General features: G+C 56.2%; 13 protein-coding genes. 9 read left to right on the top strand and 4 right to left on the bottom strand.

Features of this window, described 5'->3' with window-relative positions:
* Positions 1-2: 2 nt before the first annotated feature.
* The 3 genes from ACQG0T_RS18375 to queF form a co-directional block, all read right to left on the bottom strand.
* Positions 3-1,292, bottom strand: coding sequence for an HAAAP family serine/threonine permease (locus tag ACQG0T_RS18375; RefSeq protein WP_003862749.1), 1,290 nt, complete (start codon positions 1,290-1,292; stop codon positions 3-5).
* A gap of 504 nt (positions 1,293-1,796) precedes the next feature.
* Complete coding sequence (ppnN, locus tag ACQG0T_RS18370; protein ID WP_003862748.1) at positions 1,797-3,161, bottom strand: nucleotide 5'-monophosphate nucleosidase PpnN; 1,365 nt, start codon at positions 3,159-3,161, stop codon at positions 1,797-1,799.
* A gap of 116 nt (positions 3,162-3,277) precedes the next feature.
* Positions 3,278-4,120 carry an NADPH-dependent 7-cyano-7-deazaguanine reductase QueF gene (gene queF, locus ACQG0T_RS18365; RefSeq protein WP_015571734.1) on the bottom strand — a complete coding sequence of 281 codons (843 nt, stop codon included), beginning with the start codon at positions 4,118-4,120 and terminating at the stop codon, positions 3,278-3,280.
* Positions 4,121-4,189: 69 nt separating this feature from the next.
* Here queF and syd point away from each other — a divergent pair, with 69 nt between their 5' ends.
* The 8 genes from syd (at position 4,190) to ACQG0T_RS18325 (ending at position 12,524) form a co-directional block, all read left to right on the top strand.
* Complete coding sequence (gene syd, locus ACQG0T_RS18360; protein WP_017382836.1) at positions 4,190-4,735, top strand: SecY-interacting protein; 546 nt, start codon at positions 4,190-4,192, stop codon at positions 4,733-4,735.
* A gap of 632 nt (positions 4,736-5,367) precedes the next feature.
* Positions 5,368-5,697 (top strand): YqcC family protein, encoded by a 330-nt coding sequence (locus ACQG0T_RS18355; protein ID WP_017382834.1) that lies wholly within the window; start codon positions 5,368-5,370, stop codon positions 5,695-5,697.
* Positions 5,694-6,479: a tRNA pseudouridine(65) synthase TruC gene (gene truC, locus ACQG0T_RS18350; RefSeq protein ID WP_023295347.1), complete on the top strand. Its 786-nt coding sequence runs from the start codon at positions 5,694-5,696 to the stop codon at positions 6,477-6,479. Before ACQG0T_RS18355 ends, truC begins: the two co-directional genes overlap by 4 nt.
* Before the next feature lie 15 nt (positions 6,480-6,494).
* On the top strand, positions 6,495-6,944 hold the full coding sequence (locus ACQG0T_RS18345; RefSeq protein ID WP_023295346.1) for a flavodoxin: 450 nt from the start codon (positions 6,495-6,497) through the stop codon (positions 6,942-6,944).
* Between the two features lie 308 nt (positions 6,945-7,252).
* Positions 7,253-8,608, top strand: a complete 1,356-nt coding sequence (gene gudP / locus ACQG0T_RS18340; RefSeq protein ID WP_003862734.1) for a galactarate/glucarate/glycerate transporter GudP — start codon at positions 7,253-7,255, stop codon at positions 8,606-8,608.
* Positions 8,608-9,948 (top strand): enolase C-terminal domain-like protein, encoded by a 1,341-nt coding sequence (locus ACQG0T_RS18335; RefSeq protein WP_045142000.1) that lies wholly within the window; start codon positions 8,608-8,610, stop codon positions 9,946-9,948. Before gudP ends, ACQG0T_RS18335 begins: the two co-directional genes overlap by 1 nt.
* Positions 9,949-9,963: 15 nt before the next feature.
* The gene (gene gudD / locus ACQG0T_RS18330) at positions 9,964-11,301 is read left to right on the top strand and encodes a glucarate dehydratase (RefSeq protein WP_252051557.1); all 1,338 of its coding nucleotides are present in this window, start codon (positions 9,964-9,966) and stop codon (positions 11,299-11,301) included.
* Between the two features lie 77 nt (positions 11,302-11,378).
* Complete coding sequence (locus ACQG0T_RS18325) at positions 11,379-12,524, top strand: glycerate kinase (RefSeq protein WP_039269892.1); 1,146 nt, start codon at positions 11,379-11,381, stop codon at positions 12,522-12,524.
* A 50-nt stretch (positions 12,525-12,574) separates the two neighbouring features.
* On the opposite strand, the gene barA is transcribed toward ACQG0T_RS18325, so the two are convergent.
* The gene (barA, locus tag ACQG0T_RS18320) at positions 12,575-15,334 is read right to left on the bottom strand and encodes a two-component sensor histidine kinase BarA (protein ID WP_003862726.1); all 2,760 of its coding nucleotides are present in this window, start codon (positions 15,332-15,334) and stop codon (positions 12,575-12,577) included.
* 57 nt (positions 15,335-15,391) lie between these two features.
* Here barA and rlmD point away from each other — a divergent pair, with 57 nt between their 5' ends.
* Positions 15,392-16,690, top strand: coding sequence for a 23S rRNA (uracil(1939)-C(5))-methyltransferase RlmD (rlmD, locus tag ACQG0T_RS18315; protein WP_045141980.1), 1,299 nt, complete (start codon positions 15,392-15,394; stop codon positions 16,688-16,690).
* The last annotated feature ends 43 nt before the right edge of the window (positions 16,691-16,733 follow it).

Here is a 16,733-nt window from a genome sequence, read left to right as displayed (position 1 = left end):
TATTAGCTGAACAGCGAGTAGAAAATAGCGGAGATGGCAATCAGGCCCATCACAACAACGAACACGTTGCTGATATGGCCGCTGTATTTACGCATCGCAGGCACTTTCTGAATCGCGTACATCGGCATCAGGAACAGGATCATCGCGATAATTGGGCCGCCCAGGGTTTCAATCATGCCCAGAATGCTTGGGTTCAGGGTGGCTACCGCCCAGGTGGTCACCAGCATGAACAGCGCAGTGATTTTGTTCAGACGGTTGATTTCAATGGTCTTGCCTTTACCACGCAGAGATTTAATCACCATGCCGTTGAAGCCTTCACGTGCGCCCAGGTAGTGGCCCAGGAAGGATTTGGTGATGGCTATAATTGCGATGATCGGCGCCATCCACGCAATCAGCGGTGCGTTAAAGTGGTTTGCCAGGTAAGACAGAATAGAGATGTTCTGCTCTTTCGCCGCCGCCAGATCCGCCGGGGAGAGGCTCAGCACGCAGCTGAACACGAAGAACATTACGGTCAGTACCATCATGATGTGCGCGCGAGCCAGGATGCTGGAGCACTTCTTCTCTGCGCCATTGCCGTACTCTTCACGCTTCGCTACTGCGAAGGAAGAGATGATTGGCGAGTGGTTGAAGGAGAACACCATAACCGGGATCGCCAGCCACAGGGTCAGCAGCAGACCGTTGCCGGTCGTGGATGCGCTGCTCAGAGACAGGGTTTCCAGCGCAGCGCCGTTCCACTGTGGGATCAGGTACAGAGCCAGCACCATCAGAGCCGCAACAAACGGGAACACCAGCACGCTCATCGCTTTCACAATCATCTGCTCGCCGAAGCGCACGATGGTCATCATACCAACGATCAGGATCAGGGACAGAATCGCACGCGGCGGCGGGGTCATCTGAAGCTGGTGCATCATAAAGCTTTCTACGGTGTTGGTGATAGCAACGCTGTACACCAGCAGAATCGGGTAAATCGCGAAGAAGTAGAGCAGGGTAATCAGCTTACCTGCGCCGACGCCGAAGTGTTCTTCGACGACTTCAGTGATGTCTTCGCCCGGGTTTTTACCGGACAGCACGAAGCGGGTCAGGCCTCGGTGCGCAAAGAAGGTCATCGGGAAGGCGATGAGGGCCATGATGATCAGCGGGATCATACCGCCGACACCTGCGTTGATAGGAAGGAACAGTACACCAGCGCCGATTGCTGTGCCGTACAGGCCAAGCATCCACATGGTATCCGTTTTGCGCCAACCGCTTCGGGATTCAATCGAAGCAACGGTGCTGGTTTGAGTGGTTTCCATCTGTATCTCCTGGAGGAAGCAAATTGTCAGGTTTTTAGTCAAATCCGATGAAAAAGCGCCTGACGGTAATATGAAATTCGTTCAGTGACGGTTTTTTAATAATTTTTGCCCGTAACTATTGGCGGGCGGAAAGATACATTCTAGTTATGAATCTATCAGTGATCGCGATCCCAAATGCAATAATCCACTTGTGATGTGGGTATCTTTAGACCATTTATCTGTTAAAAAAACATCAAAGAGAATTTACGGGCGCGAAGGCTACCATTAACGACATGTTTTCGAAAAGGTCGACCCGCGAGATAGGTGTCTTTCGCTGTAAAGAAATGGGATTTTAGGATTTTCTGGCGGGTAATTTCGATTAAGACTGATTATTTACGGTTTCAAAAACGAGGTAATCGTTTGCGCAGGCGTCAGATTTGTTAATAACATTGAAGATCGCTATGAATTGCAACACGAATAAAAAAGCCGGATGACGATCCGGCTTGAGAGGAGAGGAATGTCGCTTTACTTGATGATTTCGTAACACGGAATATAGGCAGAGCCTGGAAGCTTCATGCGGTGCTGAGCGACAAAGCCCTGCAACATATCATCCATGCGGCGCATCATCTCCGGATCACCGTGGATCTTATACGGGCCAAACTCTTCAATTGCGCGTATCCCCACCTCTTTCACGTTCCCCGCCACGATGCCAGAGAAGGCGCGACGCAGGTCGGCAGCCAGCACTTCCACCGGCTGATCCGGATAGAGTTTGAGGTTCGCCATGTTCTCATGCGACGGCTCGAAGGGGATCTGAAGATCCGGTGCGATACGGATGGACCAGTTAAAGCTGTAGGCATCCCCGGTATCACGACGATTCTCTTTCACCAGCGGCATTGCTTTTTTCATCTGACGGGCCACTTCTGCGGCATCGTCAATAATAATGCGGTAGTGACGGCGCGCGTCTTCGCCCAGCGTATGCACGATAAACTCGTCCAGCACGCGGAAGTAGTCGGCGCTCTCTTTCGGGCCGGTCAGGATCAGCGGCAGAACCTGATCTTTGTTGGCCGGGTTCATCAGGATCCCGAGCAGATAAAGCAGCTCTTCCGCCGTACCTACGCCGCCCGGGAAGATAATAATGCCGTGCGCGATACGGACAAACGCCTCAAGACGTTTTTCGATATCCGGCATAATAATCAGTTCGTTAACCAGCGGGTTAGGCGGCTCAGCGGCGATGATCGACGGCTCGGTCATGCCGATAAAACGGCCTTCTTTATAGCGTTGCTGCGCGTGACCTACTGCCGCGCCTTTCATTGGTGCTTCCATCGCGCCAGGACCGCAACCGGTACAGATATTCAGTTCGCGCAGGCCGAGCTGCGTCCCCACGCGGCGGGCATACAGGTATTCGGTTTCGTTAATAGAGTGACCACCCCAGCAGACGACCATGTTCGGCGCTTCGCCCACGTGCAGGGCGCGGGCGTTACGCAGAATGGAGAAGACCAGGTTGGTGATATGAACGGAACTTTCCAGGTCAAGATGCTGGAAACGTCCGGCGTTGCTGATCTGTCCGTTAACAAACAGAATGTCGCGCAGCACGGCAAACAGGTTGGCCTGAAGTGAGCGAATAATACGCCCGTCGACAAAAGCGTCTTCCGGCGGGTTGATCACTTCCAGCTTCACCCCGCGCTCGCGGCGCAGCACGTTGATATCAAAACTTTCGAAGCGGGACAGCAGCTCTTTACTGTTGTCGGTCAGGCTTCCGGAGTTCAGTACGGCAAGTGAACAGTTACGAAACAGTTGATAAAGGTCGCTACTGGCGGTGCGTTTAAGCATGTCCACTTCCAGCTGCGACAACATATCCATAGAGCCAAGCGGGCTAATATGTGTAATCAAGTGAGCTCCTTATGGGACGATTATCGTCTTTCCCTGTTGATTACAATAGCCCTGGCTTATGACGTTTCACAACACTTCGGGCGGAATACCGCCCGCATATTGTGAAAATATTTATCTTACTGGCGCACCAGCCGTCCGGTGGCAGGCACAAAATCGGTATTGGTGCGCCACGGATTGATATCCAGGCCGCCGCGACGGGTGTAGCGGGCGTAAACGCTCAGCTTTTCGGGCTGGCAGAAACGCTGGATGTCGTTGAAGATGCGCTCCACGCACTGCTCGTGGAATTCGTTGTGATGACGGAATGACACCAGGTAACGCAGCAGCTTTTCACGGTCAATCTGCGGGCCGCGGTACTGGATCTGTACCGAGCCCCAGTCCGGCTGATGGGTGATAAGGCAGTTGGATTTCAGCAGATGGCTGACCAGCGTCTCGTTGACCACTTTTCCGCCCGCCGCATTTTCCAGGTAGTCGGTGCTAAATTCATAGCTTTCCACCTCAATGTCCTGATCGTCGATGCAGGTGCCGTGGAAATGGGCGACAGGCTGTCCTTCCAGCTCATGCAGACGGTATAACGAGACGGTTACGTTCCCCTGCGCGCACGCGCTTAAATCACGTTCAAGCGTCTGTTGCACCTCGTCCCAGCTGTTGAATTTGGTCTGGTTAAAGCTGTTGAGATAGAGCTTAAAGCTCTTGGATTCGACCAGGTTTACGCTGGCGTAATCCAGCTCGACGTGGCCCACGGCCACCTGCGGCAGACCGCGCGCATTCAGCCAGGAGAGTTCGTACAGCGTCCAGATGTCGCCGCCGACAAACGGCAGCGCGTCAGCGTGCAGCCCGAGCGGATCGCGGTTCAGACTGCGCGGCACGCCCTGCAACAGGCTTGCATCGTAGGTGTCGCGGTAATCGGTCGATTTACCCAGCGTTAAGCCCGTTAACGCCTGATGATTTTCGTAAGACATGTTTCATAGCCACTTTACAGGTACACTTATGGGCTGAGTTTATCCTGTCTTACAAGAAGAGAGAAATCGGTGGATATCGAAACTGCAAATGCCCTGACGTCCTTCACGACCCGCTATTGCGATGCCTGGCATGAAAAGCGGGGGACGTGGCCGCAAAGTACTGACTTATATGGCGTGCCGTCACCGTGCATTATCGCTTCGCAGGATGATTACGTTATCTGGCAACCGAAACCGTTCACGGGCGAGCAGAATGTAAATGCGGTTGAACGCGCGATGGACCTTGTGATACAACCTGCGCTTCATGCATTTTATACCACGCAGTTTGCCGGGGATATGACTGCATGTATTGCAGGACAGCCGCTGACGCTGCTGCAAACCTGGAGCGAAGACGATCTGCAACGCGTTCAGGAAAACCTCATTGGTCACCTGGTCACGCAAAAACGCCTTAAGCTCTCTCCGACTCTTTTTATTGCGACGCTCGACAGTGAACTGGACGTCATTTCTGTCTGCAACCTGTCTGGCGAGGTCATCAAAGAGACGCTCGGCACCCGCAATCGCGACGTTCTCGCGCCTTCACTTGCGGATTTTCTTACCCAAATTGAGCCGCTTCTGTAATCCATGATGCTACTGGACGTGTGAGAGATCTCTTACACGCTCTGTGAGACATCGCCGAAACAGTTAGCGTTGCCTTAGGAATTTCAGATTAATATTAACTTTTCTTTCAACAGGTTAGTGTTTTTCTGAAAGGAAATCCCCCGTTTCGCCTGGCTTACATTGCTTACAAGGTGGGTTGTAAGACGAAGCAGAATAGCGGATTCTATCTGTGTCGACAGGATGCCGACACGAGAAACGAACATCAGGATGATGGCGTTTCTTACCAGGGACACGTCAGGATGACGCCGCAGGAAGGCTTCAGGATGAAGCAAAGTGGATCACGCAGGATGCGTAAGGGACACCTCCAGGAAGGAGAACGAGAGCCGGTCAGGATGGTCGGTGGGTCAGGATGGCCAGGACGTTTCAGGATGAAACCTACACATCAGGACGATGTGAGCAGGAAGCAAAAGGTAAAGGGATGACCAGGCCTTCGGGCATCAGGAAAAGTTGTCACGGATGAGCAGGGAGCACGTATTGTAGCTGGAATGCTGCGAAACGAACCGGGAGCACTGTTTTTACAGTGCTCCCTTTTTTTATTTCTGTCTTCCGCAATGCTATGCTTCGCGCCATTCCGTTTTTCAGTTGAGGTATATATGTCGCATCATGACAACGTTCGTGCGCAGTTGCACGCCATCGAAGCCCTTATGCGCCAGCATCAGCTGTGGCAGGATAACGCGCCGCAGCCAGACGCGTTCGCCAGCACCCAACCGTTTTGTCTGGATACGCTGGCCCCGTTCGAGTGGCTCCAGTGGGTCTTAATTCCGCGTATGCACGCGCTGCTGGAAGGTGGTCACGCGTTGCCCGCGTCTTTTGCCGTCTCTCCCTATTACGAAATGGCGCTGGAAGCGACCCACCCGGCGCGTGCCATGATGCTGGTGGAGCTGGAAAAGCTCGATGCGCTTTTCGCCGGTGACGATGCATGACGCTTGAGATCCTTTATCAGGATGAGTGGTTAGTGGCGGTGAATAAACCGTCCGGCTGGCTGGTGCACCGTAGCTGGCTCGATCGCGATGAGAAAGTCGTGGTCATGCAAACCGTGCGCGATCAGATCGGTCAGCACGTCTTTACTGCCCATCGTCTGGATCGGCCAACCTCTGGCGTTCTGCTGATGGGGCTTTCCAGTGAGGCGGGTCGACTGCTTTCGCAGCAGTTTGAGCACCACCAGATGCAAAAGCGCTACCACGCCATCGTGCGTGGCTGGCTGACGGATTCCGCCACGCTTGATTATCCGCTGGTGGAGGAACTGGATAAAATCGCCGATAAATTTGCCCGCGAAGATAAAGGCCCGCAGCCTGCGGTGACCGACTATCGCGGTATGGCGACCACAGAACTGCCGGTGGCGACCAGCAAATTTCCGACCACGCGATACAGTCTGGTTGAGCTTTTGCCCAAAACCGGGCGCAAGCACCAGCTTCGCCGCCACCTTGCACATTTGCGCCACCCGATTATCGGCGACAGCAAGCACGGCGATCTGCGCCAGAACCGCAGCGCGGCCGAGCACTTTGGCTGTAACCGGCTGATGCTGCACGCCAGCGAGCTACGCCTGACGCACCCGTTTACCGGCGAACCGCTGACTATTCGCGCAGGGCTGGACGAGGTCTGGATGCAGGCGCTGTCACAGTTTGGCTGGCTGGGACAACTCCCCGAAAATGAAAGGGTTGAGTTTGCCGCAGGCAACGTTCAGGATGAACAGCAAGCGCAATAATTACGGGAGCAAAGCATGGCTGAAGTAGGCATTTTTGTCGGCACGATGTACGGCAACTCGCTGCTGGTGGCGGAGGAAGCGGAAGCAATCCTTGTAAACCAGGGCCATAAAGCAACGGTCTATGAAGATCCGGAGCTGGCGGACTGGGAAAAGTATAAAGATAAATACATTCTGGTGGTGACCTCCACCACCGGGCAGGGCGATCTGCCGGACAGCATCGTCCCGCTTTTCCAGGGCATTAAAGACCAGCTTGGCTATCAGCCAGATGTTCACTATGGCATCATCGCCCTCGGCGATAGCTCTTACGCTAATTTCTGCGGCGGCGGTAAACAGTTCGACGCGCTGTTGCAGGAACAGAGCGCTCAGCGCGTCGGAGAGATGTTGCTGATTGATGCGGGTGAACACCCTGAGCCAGAAAGCGAGTCAAATCCCTGGGTTGAACACTGGGCAACGCTCCTGAACTAACCCTGTACTATACAAACGCCAGGCCGGGTCAGGCGTAGCCGCCACCCGGCATTACACCCCGCCCCAAACGCCATTTCCGTGAACCACCTTCCACTCCTCTGGGCTTATGCCCTAAACAACCTCCCTCACGCCCTTCAATACTGTGTTTTTGCACGGTGAGGTGAAGAGGCACTCCTTCATATACTTTTCCCGTCACTATAAAACGGCTTCTGGCCGTACCAAAACCAAACACAAATCTCTCATTCTGATTACCCTACAGGTGCTGTACAGAATGAACCAGGCGAAAGCTATGTTTCAGGAGTGCAACAATGAGTACATTAAGCCACGCGGCGAGCAGCGCTGAGAAGCGCACCAACGCCCGCTACTGGATAGTGGTGATGCTGTTTATCGTCACCTCTTTCAACTACGGCGACCGTGCCACGTTATCCATTGCCGGCTCTGAGATGGCAAAGGACATCGGACTTGATCCGGTAGGTATGGGTTATGTTTTCTCCGCATTTTCATGGGCCTACGTAATCGGCCAAATCCCTGGCGGCTGGCTGCTGGACCGCTTTGGTTCAAAACGGGTCTATTTCTGGTCCATTTTCATCTGGTCGATGTTTACCCTGTTACAGGGCTTCGTGGATATCTTCAGCGGCTTCGGCATTATCATTGCGCTCTTTACCCTCCGCTTCCTGGTGGGCTTAGCGGAAGCGCCATCATTCCCTGGCAACAGCCGTATTGTGGCCGCCTGGTTCCCGGCGCAGGAGAGGGGAACGGCGGTAGCCATCTTTAACTCGGCGCAATACTTTGCGACGGTTATTTTCGCGCCAATCATGGGCTGGCTGACGCACGAAGTGGGCTGGTCGCACGTCTTCTTCTTCATGGGCGGGCTGGGGATCGTCATCAGCTTCATCTGGCTGAAAGTGATCCACGAACCAAACCAGCATCCGGGCGTGAACAAGAAAGAGCTGGACTACATTGCTGAAGGTGGGGCGCTGATCAACATGGATCAGAAAACCCAGAAAGCTAAAGTTCCGTTCAGCCAGAAATGGGGGCAGATCAAACAGCTCGTCGGCTCACGGATGATGATCGGTATCTATCTCGGCCAGTACTGCATTAACGCCTTAACCTACTTCTTTATCACCTGGTTCCCGGTTTACCTGGTGCAGGCGCGCGGGATGTCGATTCTGAAGGCGGGGTTTGTCGCCTCCGTGCCGGCCATCTGTGGCTTCGTGGGCGGGGTGCTTGGCGGGGTCATCTCCGACTGGCTGATGCGTCGTACCGGTTCGCTGAATATTGCGCGTAAAACGCCAATCGTACTCGGCATGCTGCTCTCCATGACCATGGTGTTCTGTAACTACGTCAGCGCGGAGTGGATGATTATCGGCTTTATGGCGATGGCCTTCTTCGGTAAAGGCATTGGCGCACTGGGCTGGGCGGTGATGGCAGATACCGCGCCGAAAGAGATCAGCGGCCTGAGCGGTGGTCTGTTCAACATGTTTGGCAACATTTCCGGCATTGTCACCCCAATCGCTATCGGTTACATCGTGGGCACCACTGGCTCCTTCAACGGCGCGCTGATTTATGTAGGCGTCCATGCGCTGGTGGCGGTGCTCAGTTATCTGGTGCTGGTGGGTGACATCAAACGAATCGAACTGAAACCTGTTGGGGAGCGCGGATGATGACAACGCAATCAAGCCCGATCGTGACGGAGATGAAGGTCATTCCGGTGGCGGGGCAGGACAGCATGCTGCTCAACATTGGTGGCGCGCATAACGCCTGGTTCACCCGCAACATTGTGGTGCTGACCGACAGCGCAGGGAATACCGGCGTCGGGGAAGCGCCTGGCGGAGAGGTGATTTACCAGACGCTGGTCGACGCCATCCCGCAGGTGGTTGGGCAGGAGGTCGCCCGCCTGAACAAGGTGGTTCAGCGGGTGCATAAAGGCAACCAGTCGGCGGATTTTGATACCTTCGGCAAAGGCGCCTGGACGTTTGAACTGCGCGTTAACGCGGTGGCGGCGCTAGAGGCGGCCCTCCTCGATTTACTGGGCAAGGCGCTGAACGTGCCGGTCTGCGAACTGCTGGGGCCAGGCAAACAGCGTAATGCGGTAACGGTGCTGGGCTATCTTTTCTACGTTGGCGACCGGACGAAAACCGATCTGCCGTATCTGGAACGCTCGCCGGGCAGCCACGAGTGGTATCACCTGCGTCATCAGGAGGCGCTCTCTGGCGAGGCGGTGGTACGCCTTGCAGAGGCGGCGCAGGATCGCTACGGCTTCAAAGACTTCAAGCTGAAAGGCGGCGTTCTGCCCGGCGAGCAGGAGATTGACAGCGTGCGCGCGTTGAAAAAAGGCTTCCCGGAGGCACGCATCACCGTCGATCCGAACGGCGCCTGGCTACTGGATGAAGCTATCGCGCTGTGCAAAGGGCTGGGCGACGTGCTGACCTACGCGGAAGATCCGTGCGGCGCCGAGCAGGGATTTTCTGGCCGCGAGGTGATGGCCGAATTCCGCCGCGCTACCGGGCTGCCGGTTGCGACCAACATGATCGCCACCAACTGGCGTGAAATGGGTCATGCGGTGATGCTGAATGCGGTGGACATACCGCTGGCGGACCCGCACTTCTGGACCCTTTCCGGCGCGGTGCGCGTGGCGCAGCTGTGCGATGACTGGGGGCTCACCTGGGGCTGCCACTCCAATAACCATTTCGACATTTCGCTGGCGATGTTTACCCACGTTGGCGCGGCGGCGCCGGGCAACCCGACCGCCATCGATACGCACTGGATCTGGCAGGAAGGCGAAGCGCGCCTGACCAAAAATCCACTTGAAATCAAAAACGGCACAATTGCCGTACCGGATGCGCCGGGGCTGGGCGTGGAGCTTGACTGGGATCAGATCCACAAGGCGCATGAAGCGTATAAAAAACTGCCGGGCGGCGCGCGCAACGACGCAGGCCCGATGCAGTACCTTATCCCCGGCTGGACATTTGACCGTAAGCGCCCTGTATTTGGACGTCACTGATAAAAGGATCGAACGATGAGCACATTTTCTACCCCTGTAGTCACCTCCATGCAGATCATTCCTGTCGCGGGACATGACAGCATGCTGATGAACCTGAGCGGCGCCCATTCGCCGTTCTTCACCCGTAATATTGTGGTGATCAAGGACAACTCAGGGCATACCGGTGTCGGTGAAATCCCGGGCGGGGAGAAGATCCGTAAAACGCTGGAGGACGCCATTCCGCTGGTGGTGGGTAAAACGCTGGGCGAGTACAAAAATGTGCTGACTCGCGTGCGTACGACCTTTGCCGATCGTGATGCGGGTGGCCGTGGTCTGCAAACGTTTGATCTGCGCACCACTATCCATGTGGTCACGGGCATTGAAGCCGCGATGCTGGATCTGCTGGGCCAGCATCTTGGCGTCAATGTCGCCTCCCTGCTGGGCGACGGCCAACAGCGCAGCGAAGTGGAAATGCTCGGCTACCTGTTCTTTATCGGCAACCGCAAACTCACCCCGCTGCCGTACCAGAGCCAGCCGGACGAAAAATGCGACTGGTATCGTGTGCGTCACGATGAAGCGATGACCCCGGACGCGGTGGTGCGCCTGGCGGAAGCCGCGTATGAAAAATATGGCTTTAATGACTTCAAGCTGAAAGGCGGTGTACTGGCGGGTGAAAAAGAAGCAGAGGCGATCGCCGCGCTGGCGAAGCGCTTCCCGCAGGCGCGCGTCACGCTGGATCCGAACGGTGCCTGGTCGCTTGATGAGGCGATAAAAATCGGTAAGCAGCTTAAAGGCGTGCTGGCCTATGCGGAAGATCCGTGCGGTGCAGAGCAGGGGTTCTCCGGACGTGAAGTGATGGCGGAGTTCCGTCGCGCCACCGGGCTGCCAACCGCCACCAACATGATCGCGACCGACTGGCGTCAGATGGGGCACACGCTCTCGCTGCAATCGGTGGACATTCCGCTGGCAGACCCGCACTTCTGGACGATGCAGGGCTCGGTTCGCGTGGCGCAGATGTGCCATGAGTTCGGCCTGACCTGGGGCTCGCACTCCAACAACCACTTCGACATCTCGCTGGCGATGTTCACCCACGTGGCGGCTGCCGCGCCGGGCAACATTACCGCCATCGACACCCACTGGATCTGGCAGGAGGGCAACCAGCGCCTGACCAAACAGCCGTTTGAAATCAAAGGCGGTATGGTACAGGTTCCTGCTACGCCGGGTCTGGGCGTAGAGCTGGATATGGACCAGGTCATGAAAGCGCATGAGCTGTACCAGAAACACGGCCTGGGGGCGCGTGATGACGCGCTGGCGATGCAATACCTGATCCCAGAGTGGACATTCGACAATAAACGTCCGTGCATGGTACGATAAGTGCATTGGGACCGCTCCCATGGGTGGTCCCTTACGTGGTGTATGCTTAACGTAACTAACATGCGTAAGGATGGCTTATGAAAATTGTTATCGCTCCGGACTCGTATAAGGAAAGCTTGAGCGCGCTGGAGGTGGCGACAGCGATAGAGGTCGGTTTTCGCGACATTTTCCCGTCAGCGGACTATGTCAAATTACCGGTTGCCGATGGTGGCGAAGGGACGGTGGAAGCGATGGTGGCAGCCACGCATGGGCGTCTTGTCCATGTTCCCGTTACCGGGCCTTTGGGTGAACGCGTGGAAGGGTTTTTCGGGTTATCCGGAGACGGGAAAAGCGCCTTTATCGAGATGGCGGCAGCGAGCGGTCTGGAGCTTGTTGCTCCCGCAAAGCGTAACCCGTTAATCACCACCTCCTGGGGAACCGGGGAACTGATCCGTCATGCGCTGGATGCGGGCGTTAAGCATATCATTATTGGCATTGGAGGCAGCGCGACCAATGACGGTGGCGCAGGCATGGTGCAGGCGCTGGGCGTAAAACTGCTGGATGCGAAAGCGCAGCCCGTAGGGCCGGGCGGCGGCGAACTGGCAAGCCTTGCACATATCGATCTTAGCGGGCTGGATAAGCGGCTGGCAGACTGTCGAATTGAAGTGGCCTGCGATGTGACCAACCCCCTGATCGGCGAAGCTGGCGCTTCTGCGGTATTTGGTCCGCAGAAAGGGGCGACGCCGGAGATGGTCAGGACGCTGGACAACGCGCTGGCGCATTACGCAAAAATTATCGCCCGGGATCTGGATATTGACGTCTTAAACCTGGCGGGCGGCGGTGCGGCTGGCGGAATGGGGGCGGCGCTGTATGCATTTTGCGGCGCACAGCTCCGTCAGGGGATTGAGATTGTCACCGATGCCCTGCATCTTGATGAACAGGTCGCGGACGCCGATCTGGTGATCACGGGCGAAGGGCGTATCGACAGCCAGACGATCCACGGCAAAGTGCCCGTTGGCGTGGCGAGAGTCGCGAAACGCTATAACAAGCCAGTTATCGGCATTGCCGGCAGCCTGACGGCGGATGTTGGCGTGGTGCATGAGCATGGACTGGATGCCGTATTCAGCGTGATCTACACCATCTGCTCGCTGGAGGATGCGCTGGAAAATGCGCAACAGAATGTACAGTTGGCCGCAAGGAATATTGCGGCGGTGATAAAGATGGGGCAGGGGATGTCGCGTTAACGTTCGTGCTCCTGTAGGCCCGGTAAGCGAAGCGCCACCGGGCTTTGGTCTTAGCTCCCCAACACCTTCATTGCTTCCCGCGTCACGTTGTCCATCTCGTCCAGCAGCTCCAGGAACTCCGGTTCGAGATCGGATTCTGGCGTACCCGCGCGGAGCTGCTGTTCAAGCAACTGGCAGAGATTTTTCAACCGCGGTACGCCGCTGTAGCCGCAGCTGCCGTGCAGTTTATGAATGGCTTCCAGCAGTCCTTCGGGGTTTTCACCCACCAGCTGTTCTTCAACCTTGTTACGGATCTCAGGCAGGAAGTCCACCAGCATTTGCAGCATATCGCGGGCCAGATCCGGTTTACCCGCCGCCTGGCGCAGCGCCAGTTGCCAGTCAAACGTGGCATTCTGGTTAACGCTGATCTCCGGCGATTCAGCTGTGATGGTGTATGTCCCGCCAATGTGCCCCGGCTTGTAGCGCAGCAGCAGGCTGTGCAGCTTCTCTTCGTCGATCGGTTTCGCCAGATAATCGTTCATGCCCGCACCCAGCAGTTTCTCCTTTTGCCCCGCCATCGCGTGCGCCGTCACGGCAATCACCGGCGTCTGCTGCTGGTGCGGAAGCTGGCGAATCAACTCGCAGGCACGGATGCCATCCATGCCCGGCATCTGAATATCCATCAGGATCAGGTCGAACTGCATCTGTTTGGCTTGTTCCACGGCTTCGGCGCCGCTGGTACACAGCTCAACATGCTGAACCTGATCCTCAAGCAGCACGCCAATCAGCTTCAGGTTCGCCGGGTTATCGTCCACGGCCATCACCGTCATCGGCAGCTTATGTTCGTCGTTTTCCAGCGGCAGGGACTGATGCGTCAGACGGCAATATTCGGTCAACGCAGGTAACAGCCGTGTGGCGGTGAGGGGTTTCAGCAGACACGCCGCCGCTCCGTCGTTTTTCAGCTCTTCGGCGTTGATTTGGGCGTGGCACGGCAGCGCCAGCAGCAGGTAGTCCGTCATTGAGGCCGCCTTCGCCAGGCGTTCCTGCTGCATGGTCAGTTCTCCGGTAAACGTCACCGGAATCCCCAACAACAGGATATCGTAATGATCGTTCGCCAGCGCGGAGAAGGTCGGGCTGTAGATGACCTCCAGCGGCGTGCTGCTTAATACATCCAGCGTACACTGCGCCGCTGCGGCGTTCGGTTCCACATAGGCCAGACGCATCCCTTTCAGGCAGCCGGTGACCGGGCCGTCGGTCTGCACGTTCGGGTTAAGATCAAGGTTGATATGGAACCAGAAGGTTGAGCCCCGGTTAGGCTGGCTGTGGAAGGAGATATCGCCTCCCATCTCTTTCACCAGCTTTTGGGTGATCACCAGCCCCAGGCCCGTTCCGCCGTGACGACGGGAAATGCTCGCATCGGCCTGGCGGAAAGCCTGGAACAGACGCGTCTGATCGCGCTCGGGAATACCGATGCCGGTATCCCGGATCTGCACTTCAATCTGGACTTTGTTATTACTGAGCGCCCTTTTTTCGACCAGAATGTCGATGTTGCCGCTCTCGGTGAACTTAATCGCGTTGCCCACCAGATTGGTAATGACCTGTTGCAGGCGCAGCGGGTCGCCAATGACGTTATCCGGCACATCATTTTTAATATTGAGCGTCAGTTCCAGACCCTTATCATGCGATGAGTGGGCAAGAAGCGTGACCACGTCATCCAGCGTGCTGCGCAGCGGGAAGGGAATACTCTCCAGAATCAGCTTGCCCGCTTCCAGCTTCGAGAAGTCCAGTACGTCGTTAATAATGGTCAGCAGGTTGTTGGCTGAGCGTTCAATGGTATGCAGATGGTCACGCTGGGTCGGGTTCAGCTCGCTTTTGAGCGTCAGACGGGTGAAGCCAATCACCCCGTTCAGCGGCGTGCGCAGCTCGTGCGACATGTTCGCCAGGAACTCAGACTTAATACGTGCCGCCTCCTGCGCACGTTTTTTCGCCAGATCCAGCTCCACGTTCTGGATCTCCATCTGCTCCAGCGTTTCGCGCAGGTCAGAGGTGGCCTGGTCAACGTTGTGCTGCATCTCTTCGTGATAAGCCGCCAGCGACATCGCCATTGAGTTGATGCCATTTTTCAGCATATCCAGCTCGCCGAGCATAAAGCCTTCCACGCGGCTGTCGAGCTGACCCCGGCGGATCCGGTCAACGGTATTCACCATGTTGCGGATAGGCCCCGTGACGTCGCGCATCAGTCGCCAGCCGAAGATCAGCGCGATGCCGATACAGAACAGCATCATCACGCCGGAGATGAATATTTCTTTGTACTGCTGGAGCCGTACCGACTTAAGATCCAGCTCCAGCGCCACATATCCCAGCATATTATTGCTGGACTTCGCATCGGACTGGGCGGATTCATCGGGTGAATAGCTTTCGGAGATAATCGGCGTGCGCAGGATCATGATATCGCCGCGCCGCAACACCGTAAGGTGACGCGGGAAGGGGGTACCATCCGGGATTTTCAGCGACGTGGGATCCAGATGGAAATTCGAGGTGACGAACAGACGGTTATGCTCATCGTAAACGGAAATGGCGCGCACGATCTCTGAATGACGGCGGTGCAGCACGCTGATTAACTGACCAATGGATTCACGGTTTTGCAGGTTCATACCGTACTCGCTGGAGACGGCCAGCGGTTCGATAATGCTGGCCCCGGCATCTTCAAGCTGTCTCTGCAAATCGTTATAGCGATGCACCACAAAGAAAATGCTCAGCAGCAAACCGATGAGAACGGTAGGAGCGAGGATCAAAATCATCATGCGCGCGCGCAGGCTGTAGTTGGTCATGGAGTTCCGTTATGGGACAATCAGGCTAATTATGTTTATTTGAGAACAATCTCGGCGATGGCGCAATTCTACTCTGCAAAACGACGCGTGACGACGCGTCAGATCATAACTGTTGAAGCCACGGACCTCGATCCTTTTGGACAGGGGGTGGCGCGTCACAAGGGTAAGACACTGTTTATCACAGGTTTGCTGCCAGGAGAACGCGCAGATATTACGCTGACGGAAGAAAAACGTCAGTATGCGCGCGGTCAGGTCAAGCGCCGTCTTAATGATAGCCCGGAGCGCGTGATGCCTCGCTGCCCCCATTTTGGCGTCTGCGGTGGCTGCCAGCAACAGCATGCCAGCACAGAATTACAGCAAAAAAGTAAAAGCAGCGCGCTGGCCCGCCTGGTCGGACACGACGTGAATGACATCATTGCCGATCGGCCCTGGGGCTACCGTCGCCGCGCTCGCCTGAGCCTCAGCTACCAGTCCAAAACCGAGCGGCTGGAGATGGGTTTTCGCAAAGCCGGCTCCAGCGATATCGTCTCTGTCACGCAGTGCCCTGTTTTGGCGCCCCATCTTGAGGCGTTGCTCCCGGACGTGCACCACTGTCTTGCATCGCTGGATGGCGTGCGTTCGCTGGGCCATGTCGAACTGGTGCTGGCCAACAGTGGCCCGCTGATGGTACTGCGCCACACCGCGCCGCTGTCAAAGGCAGATCGCGAAAAACTGGAACGCTTTTCGCATTCTCATGAGCTTGCGCTTTTCCTCGCGCCGCAAAGCGAGATACTTGAGCAGGTCAGCGGAGAAGCGCCCTGGTATGCGTCAGACGGGCTACGCTTAACGTTCAGCCCGCGGGATTTTATCCAGGTCAACGACGGCGTGAACCAGCAGATGGTAGCGAACGCGCTGGCGTGGCTGGACGTACAGCCCACCGATCGGGTGCTCGATCTGTTCTGCGGTATGGGGAACTTTACCCTGCCGCTGGCCCGCAAAGCAGCAAGCGTGGTCGGGGTGGAAGGCGTTGAGGCGCTGGTGGTGAAAGGCCAGGAAAACGCCCAACAGAACGGCTTGCAAAATGTGACATTCTTTCATCAAAATCTTGAGGATGATGTTACTCAGCAACCGTGGGCTAAGCAGGGCTTTGATAAGATCCTGCTCGACCCGGCGCGCGCAGGTGCGCCGGGCGTGATGCAGCATATAATTAAACTCGCGCCTGAACGCGTGGTCTATGTTTCCTGTAACCCGGCGACGCTTGCCCGTGACAGCGAAGCATTATTGAGCGGGGGTTACCAGATTCGACGTCTGGCAATGCTGGACATGTTCCCGCACACTGGTCATCTGGAATCGATGGTGTTGTTCGAGCACATCTAATGAGTTTGGCTTGTCGACTTCGACAGGCCCTTGTCCCTAAAGG

Origin of the sequence: Enterobacter cloacae complex sp. 302F9 (assembly GCF_050030335.1) — a bacterium.
GTDB classification, from domain to species: Bacteria; Pseudomonadota; Gammaproteobacteria; order Enterobacterales; family Enterobacteriaceae; genus Enterobacter; species Enterobacter hormaechei_C.
The sequence above is the reverse complement of the archived record's forward strand: the minus strand, read 5'-3'. Positions and strand labels throughout refer to the sequence as shown.

Excerpts from the sequence above, each read along its gene's own strand:
- ACQG0T_RS18375 (WP_003862749.1), bottom strand. The coding sequence starts at position 1,292 with ATGGAAACCACTCAAACCAGCACCGTTGCTTCGATTGAATCCCGAAGC.
- queF (WP_015571734.1), bottom strand. The coding sequence starts at position 4,120 with ATGTCTTACGAAAATCATCAGGCGTTAACGGGCTTAACGCTGGGTAAA.
- ACQG0T_RS18355 (WP_017382834.1), top strand. The coding sequence starts at position 5,368 with ATGTCGCATCATGACAACGTTCGTGCGCAGTTGCACGCCATCGAAGCC.
- truC (WP_023295347.1), top strand. The coding sequence starts at position 5,694 with ATGACGCTTGAGATCCTTTATCAGGATGAGTGGTTAGTGGCGGTGAAT.
- ACQG0T_RS18345 (WP_023295346.1), top strand. The coding sequence starts at position 6,495 with ATGGCTGAAGTAGGCATTTTTGTCGGCACGATGTACGGCAACTCGCTG.
- gudP (WP_003862734.1), top strand. The coding sequence starts at position 7,253 with ATGAGTACATTAAGCCACGCGGCGAGCAGCGCTGAGAAGCGCACCAAC.
- ACQG0T_RS18335 (WP_045142000.1), top strand. The coding sequence starts at position 8,608 with ATGACAACGCAATCAAGCCCGATCGTGACGGAGATGAAGGTCATTCCG.
- gudD (WP_252051557.1), top strand. The coding sequence starts at position 9,964 with ATGAGCACATTTTCTACCCCTGTAGTCACCTCCATGCAGATCATTCCT.
- ACQG0T_RS18325 (WP_039269892.1), top strand. The coding sequence starts at position 11,379 with ATGAAAATTGTTATCGCTCCGGACTCGTATAAGGAAAGCTTGAGCGCG.
- barA (WP_003862726.1), bottom strand. The coding sequence starts at position 15,334 with ATGACCAACTACAGCCTGCGCGCGCGCATGATGATTTTGATCCTCGCT.
- rlmD (WP_045141980.1), top strand. The coding sequence starts at position 15,392 with ATGGCGCAATTCTACTCTGCAAAACGACGCGTGACGACGCGTCAGATC.